This window comes from Pseudoalteromonas sp. TB41, from assembly GCF_000497975.1.
Lineage (GTDB): Bacteria > Pseudomonadota > Gammaproteobacteria > Enterobacterales > Alteromonadaceae > Pseudoalteromonas > Pseudoalteromonas tetraodonis.
This window is the reverse complement of the sequence record NZ_AUTH01000007.1, coordinates 60,167-86,456: the sequence shown is the minus strand read 5'-3', so window position 1 is coordinate 86,456 and position 26,290 is coordinate 60,167. Positions and strand designations below refer to the sequence as shown.

Below are 26,290 nucleotides of genomic sequence, written 5' to 3'. Positions count from 1 at the left end.
CTCATTTATATTTGCAAAATAAACAAAAGTATTTTGCCATTTATGCCATTTATTGCAAAGGCATTTTTACTCACACTGTACATCTATTTTAAAAATGAGGATGTAACTATGCCATTGGCTTTATGGGCGCTTACCTTAAGCGCATTTGCAATTGGAACAACAGAGTTTGTTATAGTGGGTTTAGTGCCAACTATTGCAAACGATTTAGGCGTGAGCTTACCATCAGCAGGCTTACTAGTGAGCTTATATGCGGTTGGTGTAGCTATTGGCGCACCGGTTCTCACTGCATTAACGGGTCGCTGGAGCCGAAAAGTGGTACTTATAAGTCTTATGGGCTTATTTGTTATGGGTAACTTATTAGCTTGGCAAGCCCCTAGCTACGAAACGTTAATAATAGCACGCATTTTAACTGGACTTGCTCACGGTGTATTTTTCTCTATTGGCTCAATGATAGCGACAAGCTTAGTAAGTAAAGATAAAGAGGCTAGCGCCATTGCAATTATGTTTACCGGCCTTACGGTAGCGCTAGTAACGGGTGTGCCATTAGGTACTTGGATAGGGCAGCACTTTGGTTGGCGCGCTACATTTTTAGTGGTGTCATCACTTGGTATTATCGCTTTAATTGGAAGTGCTGTATTAGTACCTAAAAATTTAAAGCAATCAATACCGGCAACCTTTAAAGAGCAACTTCAAGTTGTTACTAAACCTAGATTACTGCTTGTGTATTTAATGACAATTTTAGGCTATGGCGGCACGTTTACTGCGTTTACTTACTTGGCCCCCATTTTAGAGCAGCAGACTGGATTTGCATCTTCAACAATTGGCATAATTATGCTGGTATATGGTGTCTCAGTGGCTGTTGGTAATATATGGGGTGGAAAATTAGCTGACAAGCGAGGCCCGATCAGTGCGCTGAGCATTATTTTTAGTGCACTTACTGTAATTCTACTGATATTTACTTTTACCATGGAGTCAAAGGTTGCTGCCGTATTAACCATATTAGTTTGGGGGGCATTTGCATTTGGTAATGTACCTGGTTTGCAGCTTTATGTTGTTAAGCAAGCTCAGCAACATACTCCTAACGCAGTCGATGTTGCATCTGGATTAAATATAGCAGCATTTAACATTGGCATAGCATTGGGTTCTATTACGGGGGGCCTTGTAGTAGAGCACATGGAACTAAAAGATACCGCATGGATTGGCGCCGTTGTTTCATTGCTGGCTTTAATAGTCACCCGGTACAGTGGCAGGCTAGATAAACAAAATGTTCAGGCTAAATAAAGCGAAACTTATGTAGGTTAGTCTTGAAATAAAAATGAATGACCTCAGTATTTTCATGAGGTCGAAATTTTAAATCAAAAAGTAATCGGTGTATTTAGTAAACACGACGTTTGAATTTTAAACCAATTATTTAATAAGGATAAAGCTATGACACAACGTGTAATTGAAATGCCAGACTTAGGTATGGGTACTTTTCGTTTAGAAGGTAAAACTGCTTATGAATCTGTAAAAATGGCGTTAGAAGTAGGATTTCGTCATATTGATACCGCGCAAATTTATGGCAACGAAGAGCAAGTTGGCCAAGCCATTAAAGACAGTAATATTCCCAGAGATGAGTTATTTATTACTACCAAAGTATGGAACAATAAACTCAATAAAAACGACTTTATCGCAAGTGTAGAAAAGTCATTAGAAAAGCTGCAAGTTGACTCGGTTGATTTATTGCTAGTTCACTGGCCTGCACCATCAAACAATGAGCCTATGAGCGAATACCTGACTGAGCTACTAAAAGCTAAAAAGTTAGGGTTAACCAAACATATAGGTGTATCAAACTTCACTATTGCGAACTTAAAAGAAGCGATGCAAACGTTAGACTCGCGTGAAATATTTACTAACCAAGTAGAAGTGCACCCCTATTTAACCAATACCAAACTGCGCGCCTTTTGTGCTCAACATGACATACATGTAACAGCCTATATGCCGTTTGTGGTTGGTAAAGTGTTAAACGATCAAACCATTATAGATATTGCTAATAAACACGATGCAACGCCAGCGCAAGTGGTTATTGCATGGGAAAATGCGAACGGCATGACCACAATTCCATCATCGACCAAGCGTAAAAACTTAGAAGATAACTTTAACGACAAGGTAAAACTTGATGATGAAGATATAGCGCGAATTGATGGCCTTGATTGCAACGACCGCCAAGCAACGCCTGACTTTGCACCACAGTGGGATCAATAACCAAAAAGCCAGAACTAAAACAGGTGCAGTTGAGCTGCACCTTTATTTTTGAAACAAGGAACACCCATGTTAACGGTAATTGCTACACTATCGAGTGGAAATAGGGATGCAGAGCGTCTATTAACCGAGCTCGAAAACTTACAACAGTCTTCGCGCCAAGAAGTAGGCTGCCTGCGTTACGAGCTATCAATTAAAAGTGAGGCTGAGCAAACCACCTATTTAGTGAGTGAGCAATGGGCGTCTAATGAGCATTTTGAAGCCCATAAAAACGCGCCCCACTTTAAAGCGTTTGGTGATGCAGTAGGTGAACTTATTACCTCTACCAATATTGATGTATATAAAACCATTGGTTAACTGTCACTAGGCTAATAGCAAAACAGGAGCTGTAAGTTACAGCTCTTTTTTTAATATGATTTCCAAATGCTCCCTTCAAATATAAGCCATTCTATAAGTATAATAGTGCAACTCACTCAAATCCTCTGCGTGAAGAACTGTCGCCGGAAGAGTCGAAAGAACGCTTGAAGTGTTTTTTGGAGATATTGTCTATTATTTTGATGGCAGTATTAATATCAGTAAAGAGAATGATATTGTTTCGATTACTGGAGATACCTAACAATCTGGTACTTATTTTAACTACAAAGAGCTTGCATTTTCATGTCTGTGATTTAAGTTTTGCAACGACATTTATTTAAAATTGAAACTAACCTTCTCAAATTGCAAGAAATTAAATGTAGAGTTTAATAATAGTAAGTTTTGTAGAACAATTTCAGGATCTTTTTTAGGTTGGGATCATTTAATAAAGTTAATTTATCTCAGGTTATTTATTTAACGTTTTATTTTAAAATTAATTATGCTATAAAGTTTGTGATGGACTATTTTTTAACAAGGGATTGATATGTCAGAGTTTTTCAGTAATAACTGGGTTGTGATCGCAATTGTCGTTGTTTTTGTTGTTATTTTTTATGCATGGTATGTATCAATTATTACTAAACGAAATGCGATGCAAGAGGCTTTTTCTGGTATAGATGTACAATTGAAAAAGCGAACAGAATTAATTCCTAATATTTTAGCTATCGCTAAAAAGTTTATGAGTCATGAAAAAGAGCTGCTTGAAGAGATAACACGTTTACGCAGCAACATATTACAATCAAGTAGTAATAATGATACTGATGAGCGTTTTAAATTAGAGGGACAGTTGCAAAACTCACTATCGGGTTTAATGGTTGCTGTGGAAAACTATCCAGAACTTAAGTCAGATAAAACTATGCTTGATGCACAACGTACCTATGCTGACATCGAAGAACATATTTCAGCGGCAAGACGCAACTTTAATAGTGCAAATCGAGTACTTAGAAATAGTATTCAGGTGTTTCCTGGGAATATTATTGCAAGCATAATAGGTGTTCGAACTGTTGCTTTCTTTGAGGTCTCAGAGTCTGAACGTCAACCAGTCATTGCCACAGACATATTAGATTCTTAATAAGGATTTGATATGTTGAATAAAATATCAGAATTCACTGATTATTTTGATGCTTTTAAACTACGCTTTGGGCGAAAAAATAAAGAGCTTAATAACGCTTATGCATCAGATGAGTTAAAAAATACATTTGAAAATGACATTAAGCCTCAATTAAAGTCAATTGAGCTAAATCGTGAGTCATTGCATGCAAAATTTATTAAACGTAAGCGTCAGCTAAACTTTGTAATTTTGCCTATCGCGGCTTTGATTACTATTTTTGCTTTATTTGCAGGTGAAGACGGTAGTTTCTTGTATATAATTCCAGTATCTTTTTGTATCGGAACCGGATGGGCATACAAGCCAGCGCTTGATTATGTTCGTCATTATAAACTTAAAGTAATGCCAATCCTTGTGAAAATGTATGGCGACTTTACTTATTCACTTAAATCGAATTTACAAGCAAACGACATCAAAAATTTAGCTATTGCTTCTAATTTTGATTATCTAAAAACTGAAGACTGCGTAACAGGAAAGATAGACGACATTGGATTTGAATTTACTGAGTTAACTCTTCATAAAAGAAGTAAAAATGGTAGTAATAGAGTATTTAAAGGGTGTTTAGTCTTACTTACAATGCCTTTTAATTTTAATTCACATACGCTTGTGAAACATGATCATGGCAAGGTATTAAACTGGCTCACTAAAGATAACAAAGCAACTGAGAAAGTCGCCCTAGAAAACGTCGACTTTGAAAATAAATTTGAAGTTTATTCAAATGATCAGGTTTTAGCGCGTTATATTCTAACACCGGTTATGATGGAACAACTGCTGTCGTTATTATACGCCTTTGTTATGAAAGTTAATGCTACTCAACTTGAATGTGAATTTGTTGGCAATAAAGCCGTATTTTTTATTCGGCATACAGAAAACCTCTTAGAGCCAACTTGGATCGACCAGTCAGCATTTGAAATTAATGCGTTACCACTTATTGAACAAGAGTTGGCCTTGCTCATATCAATAGCAAAACAATTGAATCTAGATCTAATGGCAGCTCGTAGAGTCTCAAAAGAAAATAACTTGGACAGTAAGTCTTAATATAGGTCCTAAAGCTCCACTACAGCTAAGTTCTTATCGATTTATGTCGAATAGAAGAAAGATAGCCATAACTTAGGGCTCTAAAACACGGTTAATATTCTCACATAATTCGTTACTGCTATAGGGATTAAAAACAATCAAGCTTGAGCAAACAATAAAAGCGCAAAAAATGTGTTCAGGGCTTTAGCAGCATTCAAATAACAACCTTAAATAGCTAAACTCCTCAGCCAAACACGACCCTTTACTTAATCGATAAATCGTATTTTAAAATAAGAGCATCAATATAGCGGCTACGTAATGTGAGTTGCTTTTCGTGATCGGCGCCATGGCTGAGGGCTTTATTTAAAAGCTTCATAGCAGGATGAATGCGGGTGCGCTCATCCTTATCTAAACTGGCTTTGCTGCGCAGTTCGGTTATATCGTCTACTAATAATCTGCCAATATCCACAGCCACAATTTCATCAATTAAGCCGTTTTGGGTGAGCACGCCATATTTGCTGCATAAAAATTGTTGCCATACTTGCTGTAAATGTTCTTCTATTTCACAGCCAAACAATTCTTCGTTAAATATAAAGCCTTGCTGTGCAAGCTTTGCCAAACATTGGGTATAGTGCTGGGTAAACAGATTAAAAGCTTGGTTAGATGATTCAATTTTTTGTTTAACTAATCCTTGCCCCCAATTTACACAACCTCGGGGATAATAATCGTCGTATTCTTCACACTCATATAAGCCTGAATAAGAGCTGCAGCTCATTTGATTTTTAATGCAATAACTGGGTTTAGGGAAAATGCTCTGTGCTTGCCAATTTTCAAGAGTTTCAGTGTCTATGTTGAGTGCTTGGCATAACTCATCAGTGTGATAAAAGTGAGTGCTTAAATAGTCAGATAAACGCATAGTGGCTCGCTTAATAGTAAAAAACAAAATACTGTTTATTTATACAGTTGTTTATTTTGTATCATCAAACTCAATAACACAAGCCATTTTATAATTAAATACTGGCTATCACTGCAAATAGCGCGGTAAATATGGTACAAATAGGGCAAGTATTAATAACAATGATTTTTTTATGCGCACCCTAGAACAAATTAAACAAGCAAGCCTTATTACTGCAATTAAAACACCTTACTTAGCCAATGGTGAGATAGATATTGCAAAGTATGATGAACTCGTTGAAATACAAATTGCAGCGGGTGTTGACGGCATAGTTGTTGGTGGCACTACCGGTGAAGGCCAATTAATGAACTGGGAAGAGCACTTAATGCTAATTGCGCACAGTGCCAATAAATTTGGTGAGCAATTACTGATTGTAGGTAACACCGGCAGTAATAATACGCGCGAAGCAATTAAAGCAACAAAATATGGTTTTGCCAGCGGCATGCATGCCTCATTACAAATTAACCCTTACTACGGGCGCACATCAATTGCCGGTGTTAAAGAGCACTTTAAACGTGTGCTTGATATTGGTCCGGCGTTTATTTACAACGTAGCAGGGCGCACAGGTCAAGACCTCACCCCTGATATTATTGAACCACTGGCCCAGCATGAGCACTTTATTGGTGTTAAAGAATGTGGTGGCAATGAGCGTATAGCGCACTATGAACGACAGGGTATTGCGTGTTGGTCTGGTAATGATGACGAAGCACACGATGCACGCCATACTCATAAAGCACATGGCGTTATTTCAGTTACGTCTAACCTGATCCCGGGTTTGTTCCGTCAATTAATGGATAGCAAAAATGATGCGCTAAATAATTCATTACAACCATTAATGAACTGGCTGTTTTGCGAGCCAAACCCAATTGCCATTAACACCGCGATGATCATGACAGGCGCGGTTAACCCAGTGTTTAGAATGCCTTATGTGCCGCTTAGCGATGAGCAACAGCAACAAGGTGAAACCCTAATTAATCAGCTTAATGAGCAAGATTTTGTCGGTAGTCGAGCGCAGTGTGTGGATATTAGTAAGGTTTTGATTTTATCTTAAACTGTTAGACTATTTATTAAATACTAAATTTTCAAAGCAGCCTACTGTATACACAGAGGCTGCTTTTTTATATCACTGCCAATAGTAGTTGAGTTTAAGCTGCCACATAGCTGAATTAGCGTGAGTGACCGCTAATCTAATATCAATATCTTGGCTTAAAGGCACTGCCATTTCTAGTTTGGTTTGCGCAGGGTTTTTGGCATTTAAGAATGACTTTTCGTAGGATGCTTTAAGTTTAATACCTGAGTCAGTACCAGTAATAACCCCCACTTCTACCGACGAATCATAAAAGTGGCTGTTTTTAGCTAAATCACCTAAATAACCATTAATTAAGCTATAGGCTAAGGTGTTGTTGCTAAATTGCCAAGCTTGTCCGGCTCCCCCCATAACAAACCTACGTTTACAGGTTCTGCACAGTGCTGGTTGTCTGTCGAATCCAACATTAATTTTCCACGACCACTTAGATTCATTAGCCCAAGATAATTGGTTTGGATTGAATGACTCCAAATCTAATAAATGAACTTTGTTTATGTAAGTTTCGCCATCAGTAAACATCAGCTCGGTATCTAACATTTCTAAATTAGAAAATGGAATGCGGGCAATATCAGAGGCAAGGGTATCAAAATAACTCAACCTAAAACCCAAAGTGTACTGTGTTTGCTCAGCCGTGTGCACCGCAGAAACTGAGCTATTAGAGGGCTTTTGCCCTTGATGTGGTGGCTGTTGGGTAAATTGAAATTTTACTTTGTTTTCGCCCATTGGCAGCTTTAAGCGCGCTTTAATAAGTGCATTCTTTAACTCACTTATTTTTACTGGGGTTTGCTTTTGAATTTGTTTTACTTGTACGAGTTCAAATAAAGCGCCAATAATGGCTTTTTGAGAGTGTACTGGCAAAGCTAAAAACGATTCGTTTTTAAGTACAGGTGATTCGGCAAAGATTTGTTTTGCAAAGCTGAGCTCTTTTTCACTTAAAGATTGAACGTGCTTGGCAAATACAGTGTCGCGCGAGGGGGTAAATGTGATATTTTTAACCGCCGATTGGCCTTGGTAAGTGGCCGTGTTTAATCTTGAAAAAATAGTGGCTGGTATTACCCAAGGAGCGCCTTCGCTGGTTAGTTGATCGCCAATAACAAGTTCAATAATTTGCGCAAGATGAAATGCACAGTTTTCATCGGCAAAGTAATAATCAAATTCAGTGCCTAAAATTTCCCATAAGTGATTAGCAATAAAAGCCACGTCGCGCTCGTTTAGATTAAGCGTATATTCCCATAAATCTCTTAATTCTATCTCACCGTAATTATGCTGGTGGCGGTAAAATAGTTGATCTGAAAAACCGGCTTTATAACCACCAAACAAGCCCTTGAGAATATACACCAAGCCGTTTTCATTATCTGGAACGTGTGCGCCATAGTTAATACTGTAATCTAATAATTTGTTTTTTGATTCGGTCGAGCGATTAAGTTTAAGTAATAAATGACCATATAATGATGCGGGATTACTCATATAACCAGATGCAAATACTAAACTAACAGAGTGAATTGCTTGTTGCTCTCGCCATTGCTTTAATTTTGGGCACTCTGCAGCTGGCATTGAAAAGGTTAAACCTTGCTCTTTGAGCCATTGGTAACGAGCAGGGTAGCGACATGGCATTGAGGGCAGGTTATTAAAAGCATGGATTGTTGCTTTTAATTCGGCAGCCGGATCAGTACGTCCGTTATCTGCAATAAAAAATGATGCGTTAGTAATATAACTGATGGTAGCTGGTTGGTTTTTGTAATGCCCTAATTTCAACCATATTGGGTGTTTGGCTAAAACAGAGATAGATTTCGTGGCAGAGCTTGAGAAAGAGATGAATAAAAAAGCACTAATTAAATAAAATAGAGGTTTCATTGTTTAACCAAAAAAAAGGGCTGTTAAGCCCTTTAATTATTAGATTGCAGCGCATTGAGATGAAAAGTTAGTTGTAATTTTACCTTCAACTAATTCATAAAATGCTTGTGCATTGTCTATTGGCGCGTTTGCGTAATCGTTACGTACCGAAGTGATAATTTGTTGATGTGCAGTTACATCACAACCACGTACGTTAAGCATTGCAGCGATATACTCGCCTTCACCCTGTGCTATTTCTTGTTCTAATACAGGAAAAGTTTGTTGAATAAACTGCGCTGTTTTTACGTTAGCGCCTTCACAACTTTCTACTGAAGAGATGTTAGAAGACACTGCAGTTGTGCCTAAATCCCAAATAATATTAGAAATTGCTGCAGCAACGCCATTATCTGGGAAAACCATCGCGCCAATACCACATTGTTGCCATGGGTTGATGCCACTTTTTGCTTGTGACGGCATTGAAACAAACGCGCTTACTAATACCGCAGCAGTTAAACATCTTTTTATCATTATTAATTTCCTTTAATTTATATTCACCCAACAAAATGGGCGGGAAAGTGTACCTGCTTTTTTTATTTAAATGCAAATGGTTATGTAACACAATGTAAAAGAACGGTGTAAAGTTTATAAAATCGCAATAAAGAAGTGAATAAGCGAGGATTAATATTGCGAGTTAAAATCATTTAGCTAATTCAAACAGCGGCTAATAATAGCTAATTACCCTGCATTTTATAAATTAGTGGTTTCTGGTGTTTAAAACTAACTGTTTAAGCGATTTTACTGTATAATTTGCGACCCTTGATAATGTGGCCGCAGGTTATACAGCAATGAATTTTAAATCTTTTAGTTTTGCCCCTGAACTTATTCAGGCGTTAGACGAACTTAATTACCACACCCTTACGCCCATTCAGCGCGCAGCTATTCCGGCTGTTCGTAAAGGTAAAGACGTTTTAGCGAGTGCACAAACCGGCACAGGTAAAACCGCTGCCTTTGCACTCCCTATTATCCAAAAGTTATTTGAGTCAGATTGCAGTACTACGAATGCGCCAAGCGCCTTAGTCCTTGCGCCTACGCGTGAGCTTGCAGAGCAAATAGCGAATAACTTTAAAGACTTTGCTAAGTACACTTCGCTAAAAGTAGTGAGTTTATTTGGTGGTGTTAATACCGCAGGACAAGAAATTGCACTCAAAGAAGGTGTGGATATTGTAGTAGCAACACCAGGGCGTTTACTTGATCATATTCGTTTAGGTAACTTAAGCCTTGCCCAAGTAAAACACTTAGTACTTGATGAAGCTGACCGTATGCTCGATATGGGCTTTATTAATGACATGCAAAGCGTGATAAAAAGCTGTGCTGATGAGCGTCAAATCTTATTGTTTTCAGCAACTTTCCCAGCAGCAATTAAACAATTTGCCTCTAAAGTGCTAAAGCAACCTGAAATTGTGCGTGTTGATCAAACTAACAGCACCGCAAGCACAGTACAACACGTGGTTTACCCGGTAGAAGAGCGCCGTAAGCAAGAGTTACTTTCTGAGCTAATTGGTAAGAAAAACTGGCAGCAAGTGCTGGTGTTTGTAAACATGAAAGAAACCGCAGATGAGCTAGTCACTGAGCTTAACCTAGACGGTATCCCAGCGGCAGTGTGTCATGGTGATAAATCGCAGGGTAACCGTCGTCGTGCGTTACGTGAATTCAAAGAAGGCAAAGTACGCGTTCTAGTTGCAACAGAAGTTGCAGCACGTGGTATTGATATTGACGGTTTACCGCGCGTTATTAATATTGATTTACCTTGGCTTGCTGAAGATTACGTACACCGTATTGGCCGTACAGGTCGTGCTGGTAACCAAGGACAAGCAATTTCGTTTGTTAGCCGCGAAGAAGAAAACATGTTGTTTGAAATTGAAACCTTAATTGGTCAAAAAATTAAACGTGTTTACTTAGAAGGTTACGAAGTAAGTAATCGTGAAGTACTGATTGATAAAATTGGTAAAAAGCCAGCGCATTTACGCCGCACCCGTGCTAATAAGCCATCAGGCCAAGCTACCGGTGAAGCGAGAGCGAAGAACCGTTCGCGTATTTCTAATGTACGTAAAAGCTTAAAAGGCGAAAAGCTATCACTTAAAAAGTAAGATAGCTAAGCCATTAAAAAAACCTGAGTTTACTCAGGTTTTTTTATGCCTAATACATTATCGATAATAGCAGCGTACGCATAAGCAGCCGCTTCAGCGTTCTGATTAGCTATAACTGATAAACCAACCGGTAAGTGGCTTACTTTACCAACCGGTAAAGTAATATGAGTTGTCCCTGCAATGGCAGGCAATGAACTACTACTGCCTTTAAAGTTATCGCCGTTAATTAAATCGGTTTTCCACGCCGGCGAAACGGTGGGGGCAATTACAATATCGAGCTTATTATTGCGGTATAAATTGCTAATAGCGCGGTTTGCAAGTGCTTGATATCGCGCTTTGGTTTTTTGATATTGTTGTTTCTCACTCAAATCAACCGCGTTGGCTTGCTGTAAAATATCTTGCTCAAAGTAGAGCATTTCTTGCTTTTTATTTGCGGTATTGAATGCGATTAAATCGTCTAAACTTTTTACCGTTACTTGCGTTGGTGTTTGGCTTAAATAGTGATTAATTTCGGCTTTAAAGTCGTAAAGCAATATAGCGTATTCATCAACGTAAAGTGTGCTTAAATCATCTTTTACTTCAACATTGACAACGGTATGACCTGCGTCTTTTAATGCTTGTAGCTGTTTAGCGTAAAGTTTTTGTGTTTCCACAGTAAACTTACTGGCAGGTAAAGCGCCTATTCTCAGTGACGGCTTAGGCGCTATACTATCAAGCTTTCTATTTACGTTGAGTGTTGATACATCATTAGGGTCTTCCCCTTGAATGACGGACAATACTGCGAGTGCATCTTTTAAAGAATGTGCCATTGGGCCTACCGAATCTTGGCTACTAGAAAGTGGCACCACGCCTGCGCGCGAAACTTGTCCCATACTGGGTTTTATGGCGTACACCCCATTAACCGAAGCAGGACAGGTAATTGAACCATCGGTTTCTGTGCCCAGCGCAATAGGCGCAAAATTTAAAGCAACCGCCACAGCAGAGCCCGAGCTTGAACCACACGGATTACGCGTTACATCATGGGCGTTATGGGTTTGCCCACCTATTGCACTCCAACCAGATGACGAATACGATGAGCGAAAATTAGCCCATTCACTTAAGTTCGCTTTGCCTAAAATAATAGCGCCTGCTTGGCGTAATTGTTTAACCACAAAGGCATCTTTATTGGTAATGTTATTTTTAAGTGCTAATGAGCCCGCTGTAGTGGGTAATGTACCTGTTGTTTCAATGTTATCTTTTAGTAATACCGCAATACCATGTAAAGGGCCTGCCCATTTTCCGGCTTTAAATAGTGCATCGAGTTGTTTGGCTTGTTCAATTGCAGTGGGCTCAATACTAATTACCGCATTACTTTTAGGATTGAGCGCGTTTATTCTGTCGATATAAGTGCGGGTAAGCTGTTCAGCTGTAGTGCTATTATTTTTATAGGCACTGTGAATGTCACTAATGGTTTTAAGCTCTGTATTGTTAGCCGCTGCGTGTAAGTTAGTTATTGTACAAACACATAATGTTAAAAGTAGCCGTTTTATACTCATTGTTATTATCTATTTTATGGAAACACAGGTTATTTTTAGCACAAAAAAACCTCACAATGTGAGGTTTTTCGATAAAGGTCGATTAAATCGAGTTAGGCGTTTTCTAGCATCGATAACGCAACCGCCTCTGCGGCTTTAATACCATCAATGCCCGCTGATAAAATACCACCCGCATAACCCGCGCCTTCACCTGCAGGGTAAAGCCCTTTAGTATTAATACTTTGGAAGGTTTTATCGCGCTTGATACTTATTGGTGATGAAGTACGCGTTTCTACCCCAGTGAGTAAGCCATCATTAGTTGAAAAACCACGAATTTGCTTGTTAAAAGCAGGAATTGCTTCACGCAAGGCTTCAATCGCAAAAGGAGGTAATACGTTGCTTAAATCAGTCAGTTTTATACCTGGCGTATACGAAGGCTGTACATCCCCTAAATTAGCCGATGATTTACCTTTTAAAAAGTCGCCAATAAGCTGTGCAGGGGCATCGTAGTTTTTACCACCAAGTTCATAGGCTTGCTCTTCTAGTTTACGCTGTAAATCAATGCCGGCTAGGGGATGCCCAGGGAAGTCTTTTTCTGGCGAAATACCCACTACAATAGCGCTGTTCGCATTTCGTTCACTACGTGAATATTGGCTCATGCCATTGGTGACGACTCGGCCTTCTTCAGATGTTGCGGCAACTACTGTGCCGCCAGGGCACATACAAAAGCTATATACAGTACGGCCGTTATTACAATGGTGTACTAATTTGTAATCTGCAGAGCCTAAAATAGGGTTACCCGCATTATCGCCAAAGCGGCATTCATCAATCATTGATTGCTTATGTTCTATTCTAAAGCCCACTGAAAAGGGTTTAGCTTCAACATAAATGCCTTTATCGTGGATCATTTTAAACGTATCGCGGGCACTGTGGCCAACCGCTAATATCACATGGCGAGTTTCGAGCTGTTCACCATTAGAAAGCGTAAGCCCAGTCACTTGGCCGTTGTCTAAATGGATATCGTCAACGCGCGTGCTAAAACGAATTTCTCCACCAAGTTCTATAATTCGGGCGCGCATTTTTTCAATCATGGTTACCAGTTTAAAGGTACCAATATGCGGCTTACTCACGTATAAAATTTCTTCAGGAGCACCAGCCTCTACAAACTCAGTAATGACTTTACGACCATAATGTTTAGGGTCTTTTACTTGGCTGTAGAGCTTACCGTCTGAGAACGTGCCTGCGCCACCTTCACCAAACTGTACGTTTGATTCTGTATTAAGGGCCTTTTTACGCCAAAAGCCAAAGGTGTCTTTGGTGCGCTCACGCACTTCTTTACCGCGCTCTAAAATAATTGGGTTAAAGCCCATTTGTGCCAACACTAAACCGGCAAATAAGCCACAAGGGCCAAAGCCAATTACCACAGGGCGTTCTTTAATACTGCTATTGGCGTGCGCTACAAATTTGTAGTTGGTGTCAGGGGAGACTTTAACGTGTTGGTCTTTTTCAAACGAGCTTAACAGTTGTGCTTCGTTATCCACTTCAACATCAAGCGTGTAAATCAGTAAAATGGCGCTTTTTTTACGTGCATCGTAACCGCGTTTAAACACATTGTAGCTGTGTAGCTGCTCTGGGCTTATATTTAATTTATTGATGATGGCTTGGCCAATGGCATTTTCGTCATGGTCAAGCGGCAGCTTTATTTCGGTTAAACGTATCATTAATATCTCTTTAGGTGTCATAGCGGGGATTAAATTCCGCTCACAATAAGGGGTGTGCACAAAGCGCTGATTTATAAGCGCCATATGTTACGTTAAATTGCCCACTTTTGGCACTTATTTATTGTGTTTTGGTAAGGGTTGGGTATGATCCGCAGCTGTTATTGTGAAACATTAGGTATTAAACCATTATGGCGTTTGTAGTCACCGAAAATTGTATAAAATGTAAGTACACTGATTGCGTATCAGTATGCCCTGCAGATGCATTTTTTGAAGGTCCTAATTTTTTGGCTATTAGCCCTATTGACTGTATTGACTGTGGTTTATGCGTACCTGAGTGTGCCGCTGATGCTATTTTTCAAGAAGATGAATTACCTGAATCGCAAAAAGAGTTTACCCAATTAAATGCGGAGCTAGCAGAAATATGGCCACGTATAACGCAAGTTAAACCCGCCCCGGAAGATGCCGATAGCTGGAATGGTGTGGCTAATAAATTAAAACTTCTCGACACATAATCATTCCACTTCGTTGTGTATTAGTTTTTTGTTAATTTTATTGCAAATAATAGCGCGCAACTATTAACAAATGTACCTGTATAATTTACACTCCTGAGCAAAGTTTACTTTTAACAAGTAAATAAACCTAAATGGATGTTTATGCAGTACTTTATACCTATAAAAATAACAACATTGCTGTTTTTTATCAGCTTCAGCCTCGGTTTAACTCTCAGCCCTAATGCACTTGCCGATAAGCTTAATTATCAACTCGCGCACATTAATAAAAATATTGATGTAGATGGCGTGCTTAACGAGCCACATTGGCAACAAGCAACACATGTTGCGGTAAATTACCAAGATGAGCCGAATGAAAAAGGCACACCGCCAGTAAAAACAGATGCATACCTTTATGACGATGGTCATAATTTATATGTGGCGTTTGTAGCTTACGACCCCGATCCGAGTAAAATTCGCGCGGCGCTTCGTGACAGAGATACCCTCTGGCAAGATGATACTGTCGGTTTGGTGATTGATACCTTTAACGATGAACGTACAGGCTATGAGTTTTATGTAAACCCACTGGGCGCTCAAGGTGACCTTCGCATGACGGATACCGATGAATGGGTGTCAGACTTATCGTGGGATGCCATTTGGGACAGTGCCGGTACCATAAACGAGCAAGGTTACGTAGTTGAAATGCGTATTCCGTTTAAAGCGCTGCGATTTGCGCAAAATAAAGATCAATCTACCTGGGGTTTTGCTGTAATGCGCAACTATCAGCGTGATGTGTTGTATCAATTATCAAGCACAGGCTTTGACCGTGATATTAAATGTAGTTTATGTCAGTTTGACAAAATAAGCGGATTTAATAATTTAGCACCAAGTAAAAACCTACAGCTAACGCCAACATTAACCGCACTGAGAAACGATCAAAAAACACAGGTACCGGGTGCGTGGGATAATGGCGATGTAGACACTGAAGTAGGGCTTGATCTTCGTTGGGGAATCACCAAAGATGCCGTGATCAATGCCACCATAAATCCAGACTTTTCTCAGGTAGAAACCGATTCGTTAGAACTGGATGTAAACACCACATATTCTATTTATTACGCAGAAAAACGCCCGTTTTTCTTAGATGGCGCGTCTTATTTTAAAAGTAATTTATTTGAACTGCTTTATACCCGTACCATAGCTGAGCCTAATATTGGTGCAAAGCTCACCGGTAAAACCGATAGCCACAGTTATGCGCTAATGTTTGCCGATGACGACAACAGTAATGTTTTACTGCCCAGCAACCAAGGCTCAGGCTTTGCCAGCCTAAATGATAAAACTAAGGCGGCGGTGGCTCGATACCAATATGATATTGGCCAACAAGGTACTATTGGTGTCACTTCAACATATAGAGAAAGTAGTGATTACCATAATACGGTGTTATCGGTTGATGGCAGCTATTGGTTTAATCAGTCAGATACGCTTAATTACCAAATAGCCCATGCTGATACCAACAACTCGCCGTTTTTAGTTGATAACTACAATTTAGCAGACACTCAGTCGGATATGGCGTATGCATTAAAGCTGACACGCGATAAGCGTGATTATAAGCTCTACGCGACCTATGACAATATTGGTGAGGATTACCGCACCGATTTAGGTTATCAAGAAAAGGTAGACTATGAAAAAGTAGGCTTTGGTGGCGGACAAACTTGGTATGGTGATGAACATGACATGCTAACAACCTGGTCATACACCGCCGATTGGGATAAAACCTGGGCGCAAAATGGCGAGTTACTTGAAGAAGAATACGAAGGTTACATGACCTTTCAAGGTCAAAAGCAGTCTGTATTTGAGCTGGGTTTATTAAATCGCTATGAAAATTATAACGGCAAGTTTTATAACCAAAATATTGGTTATTTTTATACGGCTTTTAGACCGTCAAAAGATCTGAGATTATCGTTATATGCCGAATACGCAAGCCGTATAGATTACACTAATGAGCAGCTAGGCGATGTTTTAACCACACAATCGCAGGCTGTTTGGGATATTAATAACCATTGGCAGGTCGATGTTAGGCATAATTATAGCCATTTAGATGATTACCAAGGGCGACGTGTTTTTACCGCAAACCTTATTGATTTTAGGCTTTATTATAAGTTTAGTATGCGCGCTATGCTTAAGCTGATTTTACAGTTTGAAGATATAGACAGAAATGAGGATGCTTACTTTTATCAGGTTAGCGAAATCAACAAAGATTACGGTAGTCAGCTGGTGTACTCATACAAAATTAACGCACAAACCTTATTTTACTTAGGGTATTCAGATAAAGGTTATCAGGATGACTCGTTAAAAAGCATTGAGCGAGACCAACGTACTTTCTTTACTAAAGTCAGTTATGCGTGGCAGTTATAACGCTATAAATAATATAAAAGTAAGATTTTGCTAGGCAATAAAAAAACACGCTACTGGGTAGCGTGTTTTTTTGTGTTTACTAAATGGTAAACCTAGTTATTACAAGTCAAATGTACGTGAGATAGCAAGTACAATTCGCTCATCTGCGTAATCGTAATCTAGGCTGGTATTCTCAGCAGCCACTTCAATGCCAAACCCTTCATAGCTCGTTTGGTATGCTAAGCGGTAGTGATAATACGATTTGTCGCCCTTAGCTTCATCCCATTGGAACTTATTGCCATCGAGTGAGTTTGAAATATCAAAGCTGGCACGAATCGCATGATTTGGCGCAAGCTCGTAAGTGTGCGCAATCATAGAAATCACATGGCCAGTATCGTAGCCAAAGTAATCCCAGCTGTACCAAAAGTTAAGCTCTGTTTGGCCGTAGTCACTGGTGTAACCAAATTTAGTATACGCTTCGGCGTAGTTACCATCGCTGTTATTACCTTGGTAAGTGTAATAAGCAATACCGTAATCCAGGCTTACTTGTTCGTTTAACTGAATGTATCGGCCTACATAAGCATCTAGTTCAAAGTCGGTGTCATCACCAAAATCTACGTTTGATGCCCATACACCGGCATAAACACCGTTATCATACGCGTAGTCAAGGCTTGCTTGCAGTGCCGGATCGTTATCTGTTTGTGATACACCATTAAAGGTGTAATCAGATGCAGCCGTAATCGTTGTTGACCAGTTAGCCGCTGCCGTTGTTGATAAAACGGTGAACGGTAAAGCGATAAAAAGTTGTTTTAATTTATTGTTCATGTGTTTTACTAGCTGATAGTTTCTATTTTTGTGTAATCAATTTTATTCGCTTTAGGCGATCCTTCGATATTGCTGACCGTTTTAAGTTTGCTGTAGGCAATAAAACCAAGGCAAATAAAGAATAACCCTATAACTAAAGCACCCACCCATTGAATTTGCAAAAACTCAAGCTTAAATAGCAATGTTAGTAGCGACAAAGCGACAACGTTCATGGCAATATATTTAAATTTACCAAAGCGTTTTACGGTTAGGTTTAAATTATCTGTGTATAAACGAATCAGTGAATCGAGCGAGTTAATAACAAATACGATACCTACAAACACCATAGCAAAGTTTTTGATTCCCTCGGTTGGAATACCGGCTTCATGGTAGTGATATAACACACTAAACCAGATAGCGATTGGAATCGATGGGAAAATCAGCATAGCACCAAGGACTTGATAGGTTTTTAAACCGCCCACAAAACGCGATGTAAATTGACCAATCATAATGCTCCACGCAAACCACCAAAATAAGTAAAACTCATGGTAATCATTCAGTGGTAATACAAACTCATTGATGTTGGCAAAGTAATTACCAATTAATCCAATGTTTTTAGTAAATGCAGAGAGTTCGCTATCGCCAAATAAGAAGGCATCAGCCCACATAAAACCAATTAACGCGATAAACAACCAAGTAGTAGCAATGCTTAAAAAACGAACATATTTAATATCGGTGCTTGAATACACCGCAAAACAAATAGCGGCAAGCACGATTAAGTAAAACTCAGGAATAACATTTGAGCCGTCTCCGAGTTCAGGTAAATACCACGGTAGGTTGCTCAATAGTAAGTAAGCGGTAAACGCACAAGTACCAATGATAACTACGTTGTTTAAAAATTTAACCCATGGAATTTCAAAAAATTTTACTTTGGGTTCTATTACACAGAAATAAAAGCACGTAAGAAAATAAAATCCCCAAATTAAAAATCCCCAATAACCAAACTCAATAGAGAGAGGGTTGGCAAATGCATATTCTGGGCTTGCTTTTATGTCTGCATAACCGGCAAATTCGGTTAAAGGAAACATAATGAGGCCAACGTCTAGGCCCGAGGTAAACAGGATTGCTATAAAGGTGAATGTTCTCACTGGTGTGACGCCTACTACGCGTACATTGCCCCATTTAATTAAAATAGCAACAATCGCAAGTAAGGTGAAAATAATGCCAGCATTAAGCCAAATAGTCATTATCGCCCTCCCAGAATGAATAAAAGTAACACATATATACTCCGTTTTTTATTGTGCTTGCATTAACACAGGCATAACCTATTTATGCTTGTGAGCCACTGCAAGGCGCATAAAGGCACTCCTTAAAGCATTTTGCTTAAAGGAGTGGCCTTTATGGCAGGCTAAATTAAAGGGTTTTATTTCGTTGTGTAGTTTGCCAATCAGTGGCATTCACAACATCAACTCCTGTATGAGCTAAGGGCTTATTTCCTAAAATAATATCAGCGGCTTTTTCGGCAACCATAATGGTAGGCGCATTTAAATTACCGTTAGGTATTGTTGGAAAAATTGACGAGTCAACCACACGCAAGCTTTGCATGCCATGCACTTGAGTGTTTGAATTAACCACCGCCATGGCGTCTTCACCCATTTTACAAGAGCAAGAAGGGTGGTAAGCACTTTCTACTGCTTGGCGCACAAAGGCATCAATTTGCTCATCAGTTTGAACTTGTTGCCCTGGTTGAATTTCTTCACCACGGAAATTGTCAAAGGCAGGTTGTTCAATGATTTCACGCGTTAAACGTACGCACGCTCTAAAGCCTTCAATGTCGTCTTGATGCTCAAGATAATTAAACACAATTTTTGGTGGTTGTGTTGGATCAGCTGATGCAATGGTGACACTGCCACGACTTTTAGGTTTGTTATGACCTACATGCACTTGAAAACCATGCCCTGCAAAAGCACTGCGTCCATCGTAACGCATTGCTGCCGGTAAAAAGTGATACTGAATATCTGGCCATTCAACACCGGGTTTTGAGCGAATAAACGCACATGATTCAAAGTGATTAGTTGAGCCTAAACCTTTACGGGTAAGCAGCCATTTTGCACCAATCAAGCCTTTTGAAAACAAGCCTAATTTACCGTTTAAAGTAATGGGTTGTTTACACTTATATTGAAAGTAAAACTCGAGATGATCTTGCAAGTTTTGACCAACACCTGGTAGGTGATGTTTTACTTCAACACCTGCTTTTTCAAGTATTTGTGTATCACCAATACCGGACAGTTGTAACAGGTGAGGTGAACCGATAGAGCCCGCACTTAAAATAACCTCTTTATTTGCTTTGGCTGTTTTAACTGTGCCATTGAGCTTGTATTCAATACCGGTTGCTTTTTTACCGTCTAAAATAACGCGCTGCGCAAGTGCACCGGTTACAATTGTTAAATTACTGCGATGCTTAATCGGATCTAAATATTCACGAGAGGCTGAGCTGCGCACACCGTTTTTAACGGTCATGTGCATAGGGCCAAAGCCTTCTTGTTGAGCACTATTATAATCAGCTGTAGTGGCATAACCCGCTTGAGCACCAGCATCAATAAAGGCGCTATACAAAGGGTTTTCCATGTTATTACCGTTATTAACGCCAAGGGGGCCTTTTCCACCACGATGGCTGTTTTCACCTAGGTAAAAACTTTCTGCTTTTTTAAAATACGGTAAACAGGCTTGATAATCCCAGCCATTAGCGCCATGTTGCTGCCATTCATCAAAATCTTTCGCATGACCACGTACATACACCATGCCATTAATAGATGATGAGCCGCCAAGCACTTTACCGCGTGGGCAGTGCATTTCACGGTTATCTAAGTACTTTTCTGGCTGCGTATGAAATTGCCACGCATACTTATCGGTATTCATTGGAATCGACAGAGCAGTGGGCATTTTAATAAAGATGCTTTTATCGCTGCCGCCGGTTTCAAGTAACAATACCTTGTTACTTGAATCTTCAGACAAGCGATTTGCTAACACACAACCTGCTGAGCCCGCGCCTACAATAATATAATCAAAAGAGTGGTTCATAATGATTCCTTAAAATGGGCTTTCTATGTCAGCCATACCAACATAAACAGACTTAGTTTGCGTGTAATGATCAAGCGTTTGTATGCCGTTTTCGCGGCCGATACCTGATTGCTTATAGCCACCTACAGGCATTTCTGCCGGCGAGTTACCGTAAGCATTGATCCAACAAATCCCCGCTTGTAGCTGATGAATAACGCGATGAGCACGTTTAATATCGCTTGTGAATACGCCAGCAGCTAAACCTAAGTGAGTGCAGTTAGCACGTGCAATTACATCATCTTCGTCATCAAATACTAAAACGCTCATTACTGGGCCAAAAATTTCTTCTTTAACGATGGTCATTTCATCGTTGCAATCAACAAATACGGTTGGCGCTACAAAATAACCATTTGGCGCAGATGCTGGTGAAAGCGTTGAGCCACCGGTTAATAGCGTTGCCCCTTCTTCAAGGCCTTTGTTGATGTAGCTCAGTACTAAATCTTGATGCTTTTTAGAAATAAGCGCGCCAAAGTTAGTGTTTAAATCTTGTGGATCGCCGGCAATAATATTGTTTTCGGTGCGAGTTTTAAGCTCATCAATAAACTGCTGGTACACATTTTTGTGAACATAGATACGAGTGCAATTAGTACAAATTTCACCTTGGGTATAAAAGTTCCCTAACATTGCCGCGCTTACTGCTTGCTCTATATTGGCATCGTCAAAGACAAGTAACGGCGATTTACCACCTAGCTCCATAGTCACATCTTTTAATGTACCTGCTGCACTGGCGACGACTTTCTTACCGGTACCTACTTCACCAGTAAACGATACTTTTTCAATATCTTGATGTGCAGTAAGCCATTGGCCTACTTCACCCGCGCCTTGAACTACATTGAATACGCCAGCGGGTACACCTGCTTCAATAAATACCTCGGCTAATTTAATTGCGCCAAGCGGGGTTTCTTCTGAAGGTTTAAAAATAAATGCATTACCCGCAGCAAGGGCAGGGCCAGACTTCCAACATGCAATTTGTAATGGGTAGTTCCATGCACCAATACCAGCACAAATACCTAAAGGCTCTTTGCGTGTGTAGTAAAAATCATCGCCAACCATTTGTTGTTGACCAACTTGTGCAGGGGCAAGGCCTGCAAAATATTCAATTACATCTGCGCCTGTTTCAACATCTACGCAGTTAGCTTCTTGCATTGGTTTACCGGTATCGAGCACTTCAACTAGTGCAAGCTCATCATTACGCTTGCGTAAAATAGCAACGGCGTTTAATAAAATACGGCTGCGCTCAATAGGGGTCATGGCTGACCAAACTTTAAAGCCTTGTTTTGCACTTTCAATTGCTGCGTTTTGAACGTATTCATCGGCAACTTCAACGGCATAAATTACTTGGCCGGTTGCAGGATTTACTACATCAAATGTTTCGCCGCTTTTGTTTGCAAGGAATTGACCGTTGATAAAGTTTTGATAGATAGGTGTAGTCACGTTAGGCTCCATATTGCTTGATAAGTGAATGCACGTAGTTTTTAGCCAGTGATTCACTGTGTTTAAACTGATTTTCGTCTGATTGGCTTAATACGGCTCGTAGCCATAAACCATCGATCATTGCTGCGGTTAACTCTGCCGCGAGATTTGCTTGCGCTAAAGGCATTAATTGCTTAAATGAAACGGTTAAATTGCTTTGCAAGCGTTTGCTGTTTACATTTTGTAAACGATGAAGTTCCTTGTCGTGCATTGATTGCGCCCAAAAACTTAACCACGTCCGAGTGGTGTCTTTTCGTTGTTGTACTAGCGCAAAGTTTGATTCAACAATAAACATTAACCTTTGAGTTGGCGTGGTCTTTTCATCTACTTTGCTGATCAAGTCATATTTCAAGTTAGACAGTAAGTAACGCACAGTTGCTTCAATTAGCCCCTGTTTCCCACCAAAGTAATGGCTAATTATGCCAGAAGACATCCCCGCATTTTTGCTAATACTATTAATTGTGGTTGCTTGTAACCCTTTTTGAGCAACTGACTCTATTGTTGCGTCAATTAGCTGCTGACGCCTTACAGGTTCCATTCCAACTTTAGGCATGATTTTTATTAATTGATCGTTCAATAAAGATAAGCTTAAGGTAATAGCTCTAACAATTCAAGGTTCGTGCAAATGGTGAGTGTCTGAAATGTGGATAAATAATTAATAAAATAAGTCTAAAATGAAGTTATATCAACAAGCTGGGTTTTTATAAAATATCGTTTAATAACAATTTGTTATGTGTGTTTCTTTGATTGCCTTTTGCGGTGTAATTATTTGTTTACATAATTGGCGAAACTTTTAGTGATTTATTTATTAGTGTGATAACTATTAGAGTACTAATTGTATTTTTTGTGGGCAGATTACTTTAAAAAGCGGTAAGGCGAGTTTGTGGGAAGATCCAAGAAAAAAGATTTAGGAAGTGAAATATGAGATTAATTTACAGAAATGTTAACTTAGTTAAGAGATAAATAAAGACGCTGTTTAGGTTTCAACAACGCCTTTAAAGAGCAAAGGATAACGTCTTAAACGGTTGCCAATATAATCATCAGCCATAATTTGGTCGCAAATTTCATCAATATTATCGGTCGCTTCAAATACCCAATCAAAACGTTCTATTGCAAGTAAAAATCCACGTTTTAAATGCGTTTGCGCACGGTAATAAGCAAGGTTGTTTTTGATGAGTTGCAGTTTTTCAGGCTCTGCTTTTAATTGCGCAATAACTTGATTAATAAACTGCAAATTGCGCGAACTGGTTGGTCTGTTTCTTCTATTTGTTGATCGCATCACTCTTCATTAGCTATGTTGTAAAGTTTTTTCAAAAAGTCGTCTTTGTGTTTGTCGTGTTCATAATCAAGGTGATAAGTATTATGAAACCCAAAGCGAAGTAAAACACCACTGCCTTGTAAATAGACGGTGTAGCCATCTATATCAGAATATGCAGTGATCCCTTGATAAAATTTACCTTCTTCTGTGACTTCTCCGCGTTGTTGAATGCGTTCGTAAACCGCTAGAATCTGTTTATTGTCGATTTCATTTTTCATTGTTTGTCCCTTTTATTTAATCACTCATACGCTATAGAAGTGAGGGTCGATCATCATAAAAACAATAGTCTAAAAAGTATGATATTGCTTTGTTATTTTTCATTTATAAATTATGCTCAAAGTTCACTTTTTGTTGAGCTTTTACCATGATAGACAAAGCGTTACTTTCGAAAACTCGTGAATTATCCGACCAACTCATTGCATTGCAAACACCTATTAGAATACTCGATGCAATAAATTGGGATAAACAAATTAAAGAGGAATTTTTTAGACAAAAATGTCAAAAAAATCCACTTATTGATCGTGCTTATTATCAACAGCGCGATTTAGGATTTGTTCCTAGCGAGTTGCGCCAAGCATTTTCAACACTGCACCGCAATATTATTAACCAGTTGGGGCAATTAAACCCAATTGCACAATATATGGGTAAAATGTGTACCGAATATAAAACGGTTCTGAGCATGCTTGAATACCGCGGTACGCCAGAGTTTCATGACTTATCAGTGGAGCTATTTGGTCATCCTAAAGATTTGTTTCATGCTGGTGAGCCATCGCTATCAGAACTGGCTAATATGCTTGAACAGCCTTTAAAAAATTTACTTGCAGCGGATATTTTGCCTGAAGATCCTAAAAATATTGATGCCAGCGACGCGGTGCGGATTTTATCTGAACAGGTCAATGCCAGCATGCCGGGAATAAACGTAGAAGTGATGCTAAGTGATGGTATTGTCAGCGATGCGGCAGCAGGTGCTAATAATATTAAGCTCAATCAAGATGTTAAGTTTTCTCAGCGCGAATTAGATATTTTAGAAGTGCACGAGGGCTGGATCCATGTAGGCACCACTCAAAATGGCTTAGCGCAACCTTATTTAACTTGCTTGAGTAAAGGCACACCAAGCTCTACGGTTACCCAAGAGGGGCTTGCAGTACTGACGGAAATTATTACTCTTAAATCAACACCACGTCGTTTATCAAAATTAGTAAACCGTATTCAAGCGGTGACGAAAGTGATTGATGGTGCTGAGTTTATCGATATTTACCGAGATTACGTTGCTCAAGGTTTATCAAAAGACGACAGCTATACTCTTGCACAGCGCGTTTTTAGAGGCAGTACCGCAACCGGCTTACCCTTTACCAAAGATATTGCTTACATAAAAGGCTTTGTTTTAGTTTACAACTTAATTAGGGTGGCGATACAGCTTGGTCGAATTGATCAGTTGCCATTATTGCTGGTGGGTAAAATATCAATTGATGACTTTAGATTAATATCGCAATTGCATGACTTAGGTGTCATTGAAAATCCGCAATTTGTGCCGCCTCATTTTAAAGATTTAAGAGGCCTTGCTACGTGGCTCAGCTTTGGTCGATTTATTGGCGATTTGTCTTTTGAACAATTAGAAAATGACTATAAACCGTTGTTTTTATAATATTAAAGAGGAAAGCTGCTCCTTTTTTAGTAAAAAACGCAGTGGGAATAAGCAACTGCGTTTAAGTTTACACACATAAGCCTGCATGCCCATAAGGGGGCAATTAATTGTTCTCATTTTTTATTGTTTTATCGATACATAAAATTGTTTTAAACCATTCATTAGGCATAAAAAAAGCCCAAAAGTGGGCTTTTTAAATTCAACACACTTTGGTTATCGTGCGTTGGTGCTTTCAAATATTTTGTCTGCAGAGGCAGCGACAAAACCGGTGTAAATTTCACCATCAGGTTTTGGATAACGAATAGCAAACTCGTAAAAACAGCTAGGAATGCGCATATCGCCATCGCTAAAGGTTACAGCGTATTCATCAGCTAATGTTGATGATTGCTCTAATAGTACCTCTGGTGAGCCTTTTACTTCACCCCCTGAGGTATTAAGTGAAAAACCAGCATCTTTAAGAGCTTGGTTTACATCATGGATGTTATCAAACTTAGCTAAGGTATTAATGTTCACAGTAAAGTGATTTGCACGGTAACCCCACGCAGACATCCACGCCGCATATTCGCTCTCTGCTAATAGCTTTTTGTAAGTATCAGTGCTTACTTGCCAATGTGTACCTGAATATAAAAAGTTATCGGCAGTCACCGCACTTTCGTCAATTTGTGCAACCATATCAGTAACAATTGCTTGAAGCTCAGGTGAACATTTTTCAACTAATAACTCAGAAATAAACACTTTAGGTTGCGTTGGATCGCTGTGCTCGTAGTGCTTAGCGTAGAGTTTTTTTGCTTCAAAATGGTACTCACCACATTCTTTGTAGCCAATGGCTAAAAAGTGTGCAGCTAGTTTTTCAAGGCCTACTTTTTCAATATTAAAAGTACGCAGCGCAATATGATCGTTGATTATGTCGTCTTTTTGCGTTGAGCCTAATAGGTCATGAATTTTGTCAGCCGATGGCGTTACGCTTAGGTAGTTTTGCCACAGGTTATCAAATAATGTGTTTACATCAGTATGCAT

23 protein-coding genes are annotated in these 26,290 nt (G+C 39.4%); 10 read left to right on the top strand and 13 right to left on the bottom strand.

The features are described from left to right. Nucleotides 1-108: 108 nt before the first annotated feature. From L641_RS0101235 to L641_RS0101215, 5 genes are all read left to right on the top strand, one after another. On the top strand, nt 109-1,281 hold the full coding sequence (locus L641_RS0101235; protein ID WP_024600898.1) for an MFS transporter: 1,173 nt from the start codon (nt 109-111) through the stop codon (nt 1,279-1,281). Between the two features lie 147 nt (nt 1,282-1,428). Beyond that, nucleotides 1,429-2,244: a 2,5-didehydrogluconate reductase DkgB gene (gene dkgB, locus L641_RS0101230; protein ID WP_013463211.1), complete on the top strand. Its 816-nt coding sequence runs from the start codon at nt 1,429-1,431 to the stop codon at nt 2,242-2,244. A 66-nt stretch (nt 2,245-2,310) separates the two neighbouring features. Continuing rightward, complete coding sequence (locus L641_RS0101225; protein WP_024600897.1) at nt 2,311-2,598, top strand: putative quinol monooxygenase; 288 nt, start codon at nt 2,311-2,313, stop codon at nt 2,596-2,598. A gap of 541 nt (nt 2,599-3,139) precedes the next feature. Beyond that, nucleotides 3,140-3,724 (top strand): LemA family protein, encoded by a 585-nt coding sequence (locus L641_RS0101220; protein WP_016899715.1) that lies wholly within the window; start codon nt 3,140-3,142, stop codon nt 3,722-3,724. A gap of 12 nt (nt 3,725-3,736) precedes the next feature. Beyond that, on the top strand, nt 3,737-4,798 hold the full coding sequence (locus tag L641_RS0101215; RefSeq protein WP_016899716.1) for a DUF3137 domain-containing protein: 1,062 nt from the start codon (nt 3,737-3,739) through the stop codon (nt 4,796-4,798). A gap of 241 nt (nt 4,799-5,039) precedes the next feature. Here L641_RS0101215 and L641_RS0101210 read toward each other — a convergent pair whose 3' ends face one another. Beyond that, nucleotides 5,040-5,693, bottom strand: coding sequence for a DUF6058 family natural product biosynthesis protein (locus L641_RS0101210; RefSeq protein ID WP_016899717.1), 654 nt, complete (start codon nt 5,691-5,693; stop codon nt 5,040-5,042). Nucleotides 5,694-5,865: 172 nt separating this feature from the next. Between L641_RS0101210 and dapA the strand changes: the two genes are divergently transcribed. After that, nucleotides 5,866-6,783, top strand: a complete 918-nt coding sequence (dapA, locus tag L641_RS0101205; protein WP_016899718.1) for a 4-hydroxy-tetrahydrodipicolinate synthase — start codon at nt 5,866-5,868, stop codon at nt 6,781-6,783. Between the two features lie 72 nt (nt 6,784-6,855). Here dapA and L641_RS0101200 read toward each other — a convergent pair whose 3' ends face one another. Next, on the bottom strand, nt 6,856-8,673 hold the full coding sequence (locus L641_RS0101200) for a DUF4105 domain-containing protein (protein WP_016899719.1): 1,818 nt from the start codon (nt 8,671-8,673) through the stop codon (nt 6,856-6,858). 39 nt (nt 8,674-8,712) lie between these two features. Then, nucleotides 8,713-9,180, bottom strand: coding sequence for a DUF3015 family protein (locus L641_RS0101195; protein ID WP_008115277.1), 468 nt, complete (start codon nt 9,178-9,180; stop codon nt 8,713-8,715). Between the two features lie 317 nt (nt 9,181-9,497). Here L641_RS0101195 and L641_RS0101190 point away from each other — a divergent pair, with 317 nt between their 5' ends. Further along, nucleotides 9,498-10,799, top strand: coding sequence for a DEAD/DEAH box helicase (locus tag L641_RS0101190; protein ID WP_016899720.1), 1,302 nt, complete (start codon nt 9,498-9,500; stop codon nt 10,797-10,799). Between the two features lie 29 nt (nt 10,800-10,828). On the opposite strand, the gene L641_RS0101185 is transcribed toward L641_RS0101190, so the two are convergent. Together L641_RS0101185 and L641_RS0101180 are read right to left on the bottom strand one after the other, a co-directional pair. After that, nucleotides 10,829-12,334 (bottom strand): amidase family protein, encoded by a 1,506-nt coding sequence (locus tag L641_RS0101185; RefSeq protein ID WP_024600896.1) that lies wholly within the window; start codon nt 12,332-12,334, stop codon nt 10,829-10,831. A gap of 92 nt (nt 12,335-12,426) precedes the next feature. Next, on the bottom strand, nt 12,427-14,034 hold the full coding sequence (locus L641_RS0101180; RefSeq protein ID WP_024600895.1) for an NAD(P)/FAD-dependent oxidoreductase: 1,608 nt from the start codon (nt 14,032-14,034) through the stop codon (nt 12,427-12,429). Nucleotides 14,035-14,222: 188 nt separating this feature from the next. On the opposite strand from L641_RS0101180, the gene fdxA reads away from it, so the two are divergent. Together fdxA and L641_RS0101170 are read left to right on the top strand one after the other, a co-directional pair. Continuing rightward, nucleotides 14,223-14,546: a ferredoxin FdxA gene (fdxA, locus tag L641_RS0101175; protein ID WP_008114035.1), complete on the top strand. Its 324-nt coding sequence runs from the start codon at nt 14,223-14,225 to the stop codon at nt 14,544-14,546. A 141-nt stretch (nt 14,547-14,687) separates the two neighbouring features. Continuing rightward, the gene (locus tag L641_RS0101170) at nt 14,688-16,934 is read left to right on the top strand and encodes a carbohydrate binding family 9 domain-containing protein (protein ID WP_024600894.1); all 2,247 of its coding nucleotides are present in this window, start codon (nt 14,688-14,690) and stop codon (nt 16,932-16,934) included. 99 nt (nt 16,935-17,033) lie between these two features. On the opposite strand, the gene L641_RS0101165 is transcribed toward L641_RS0101170, so the two are convergent. From L641_RS0101165 to L641_RS0101135, 7 genes are all read right to left on the bottom strand, one after another. Beyond that, nucleotides 17,034-17,738 (bottom strand): TorF family putative porin, encoded by a 705-nt coding sequence (locus tag L641_RS0101165; RefSeq protein WP_008111449.1) that lies wholly within the window; start codon nt 17,736-17,738, stop codon nt 17,034-17,036. An 8-nt stretch (nt 17,739-17,746) separates the two neighbouring features. Then, nucleotides 17,747-18,964, bottom strand: coding sequence for a BCCT family transporter (locus tag L641_RS0101160; RefSeq protein ID WP_008111451.1), 1,218 nt, complete (start codon nt 18,962-18,964; stop codon nt 17,747-17,749). Between the two features lie 166 nt (nt 18,965-19,130). Beyond that, the gene (gene betA, locus L641_RS0101155; RefSeq protein WP_008111455.1) at nt 19,131-20,798 is read right to left on the bottom strand and encodes a choline dehydrogenase; all 1,668 of its coding nucleotides are present in this window, start codon (nt 20,796-20,798) and stop codon (nt 19,131-19,133) included. 9 nt (nt 20,799-20,807) lie between these two features. Then, nucleotides 20,808-22,271, bottom strand: a complete 1,464-nt coding sequence (gene betB / locus L641_RS0101150; protein ID WP_024600893.1) for a betaine-aldehyde dehydrogenase — start codon at nt 22,269-22,271, stop codon at nt 20,808-20,810. Nucleotide 22,272: 1 nt separating this feature from the next. Beyond that, nucleotides 22,273-22,848 (bottom strand): transcriptional regulator BetI, encoded by a 576-nt coding sequence (gene betI / locus L641_RS0101145; protein ID WP_024600892.1) that lies wholly within the window; start codon nt 22,846-22,848, stop codon nt 22,273-22,275. A 438-nt stretch (nt 22,849-23,286) separates the two neighbouring features. After that, nucleotides 23,287-23,589: a hypothetical protein gene (locus L641_RS0101140; protein ID WP_024600891.1), complete on the bottom strand. Its 303-nt coding sequence runs from the start codon at nt 23,587-23,589 to the stop codon at nt 23,287-23,289. Continuing rightward, nucleotides 23,589-23,846 (bottom strand): DUF3081 domain-containing protein, encoded by a 258-nt coding sequence (locus L641_RS0101135; RefSeq protein WP_013463225.1) that lies wholly within the window; start codon nt 23,844-23,846, stop codon nt 23,589-23,591. Before L641_RS0101135 ends, L641_RS0101140 begins: the two co-directional genes overlap by 1 nt. 146 nt (nt 23,847-23,992) lie before the next feature. On the opposite strand from L641_RS0101135, the gene L641_RS0101130 reads away from it, so the two are divergent. Beyond that, entirely contained in the window at nt 23,993-25,273 is a 1,281-nt protein-coding gene (locus L641_RS0101130; RefSeq protein WP_024600890.1) for a flavohemoglobin expression-modulating QEGLA motif protein, read from the top strand. A gap of 213 nt (nt 25,274-25,486) precedes the next feature. Here L641_RS0101130 and L641_RS0101125 read toward each other — a convergent pair whose 3' ends face one another. Then, a complete protein-coding gene (locus L641_RS0101125; protein ID WP_013463227.1) occupies nt 25,487-26,290 on the bottom strand; it encodes a DUF1338 domain-containing protein in 804 nt (267 codons plus the stop codon).

Coding starts and splice junctions, on each gene's coding strand:
- L641_RS0101235 (WP_024600898.1), top strand. CDS start 109: ATGCCATTGGCTTTATGGGCGCTTACCTTAAGCGCATTTGCAATTGGA.
- dkgB (WP_013463211.1), top strand. CDS start 1,429: ATGACACAACGTGTAATTGAAATGCCAGACTTAGGTATGGGTACTTTT.
- L641_RS0101225 (WP_024600897.1), top strand. CDS start 2,311: ATGTTAACGGTAATTGCTACACTATCGAGTGGAAATAGGGATGCAGAG.
- L641_RS0101220 (WP_016899715.1), top strand. CDS start 3,140: ATGTCAGAGTTTTTCAGTAATAACTGGGTTGTGATCGCAATTGTCGTT.
- L641_RS0101215 (WP_016899716.1), top strand. CDS start 3,737: ATGTTGAATAAAATATCAGAATTCACTGATTATTTTGATGCTTTTAAA.
- L641_RS0101210 (WP_016899717.1), bottom strand. CDS start 5,693: ATGCGTTTATCTGACTATTTAAGCACTCACTTTTATCACACTGATGAG.
- dapA (WP_016899718.1), top strand. CDS start 5,866: ATGCGCACCCTAGAACAAATTAAACAAGCAAGCCTTATTACTGCAATT.
- L641_RS0101200 (WP_016899719.1), bottom strand. CDS start 8,673: ATGAAACCTCTATTTTATTTAATTAGTGCTTTTTTATTCATCTCTTTC.
- L641_RS0101195 (WP_008115277.1), bottom strand. CDS start 9,180: ATGATAAAAAGATGTTTAACTGCTGCGGTATTAGTAAGCGCGTTTGTT.
- L641_RS0101190 (WP_016899720.1), top strand. CDS start 9,498: ATGAATTTTAAATCTTTTAGTTTTGCCCCTGAACTTATTCAGGCGTTA.
- L641_RS0101185 (WP_024600896.1), bottom strand. CDS start 12,334: ATGAGTATAAAACGGCTACTTTTAACATTATGTGTTTGTACAATAACT.
- L641_RS0101180 (WP_024600895.1), bottom strand. CDS start 14,034: ATGATACGTTTAACCGAAATAAAGCTGCCGCTTGACCATGACGAAAAT.
- fdxA (WP_008114035.1), top strand. CDS start 14,223: ATGGCGTTTGTAGTCACCGAAAATTGTATAAAATGTAAGTACACTGAT.
- L641_RS0101170 (WP_024600894.1), top strand. CDS start 14,688: ATGCAGTACTTTATACCTATAAAAATAACAACATTGCTGTTTTTTATC.
- L641_RS0101165 (WP_008111449.1), bottom strand. CDS start 17,738: ATGAACAATAAATTAAAACAACTTTTTATCGCTTTACCGTTCACCGTT.
- L641_RS0101160 (WP_008111451.1), bottom strand. CDS start 18,964: ATGACTATTTGGCTTAATGCTGGCATTATTTTCACCTTACTTGCGATT.
- betA (WP_008111455.1), bottom strand. CDS start 20,798: ATGAACCACTCTTTTGATTATATTATTGTAGGCGCGGGCTCAGCAGGT.
- betI (WP_024600892.1), bottom strand. CDS start 22,848: ATGGAACCTGTAAGGCGTCAGCAGCTAATTGACGCAACAATAGAGTCA.
- L641_RS0101140 (WP_024600891.1), bottom strand. CDS start 23,589: ATGCGATCAACAAATAGAAGAAACAGACCAACCAGTTCGCGCAATTTG.
- L641_RS0101135 (WP_013463225.1), bottom strand. CDS start 23,846: ATGAAAAATGAAATCGACAATAAACAGATTCTAGCGGTTTACGAACGC.
- L641_RS0101130 (WP_024600890.1), top strand. CDS start 23,993: ATGATAGACAAAGCGTTACTTTCGAAAACTCGTGAATTATCCGACCAA.
- L641_RS0101125 (WP_013463227.1), bottom strand. CDS start 26,290: ATGCATACTGATGTAAACACATTATTTGATAACCTGTGGCAAAACTAC.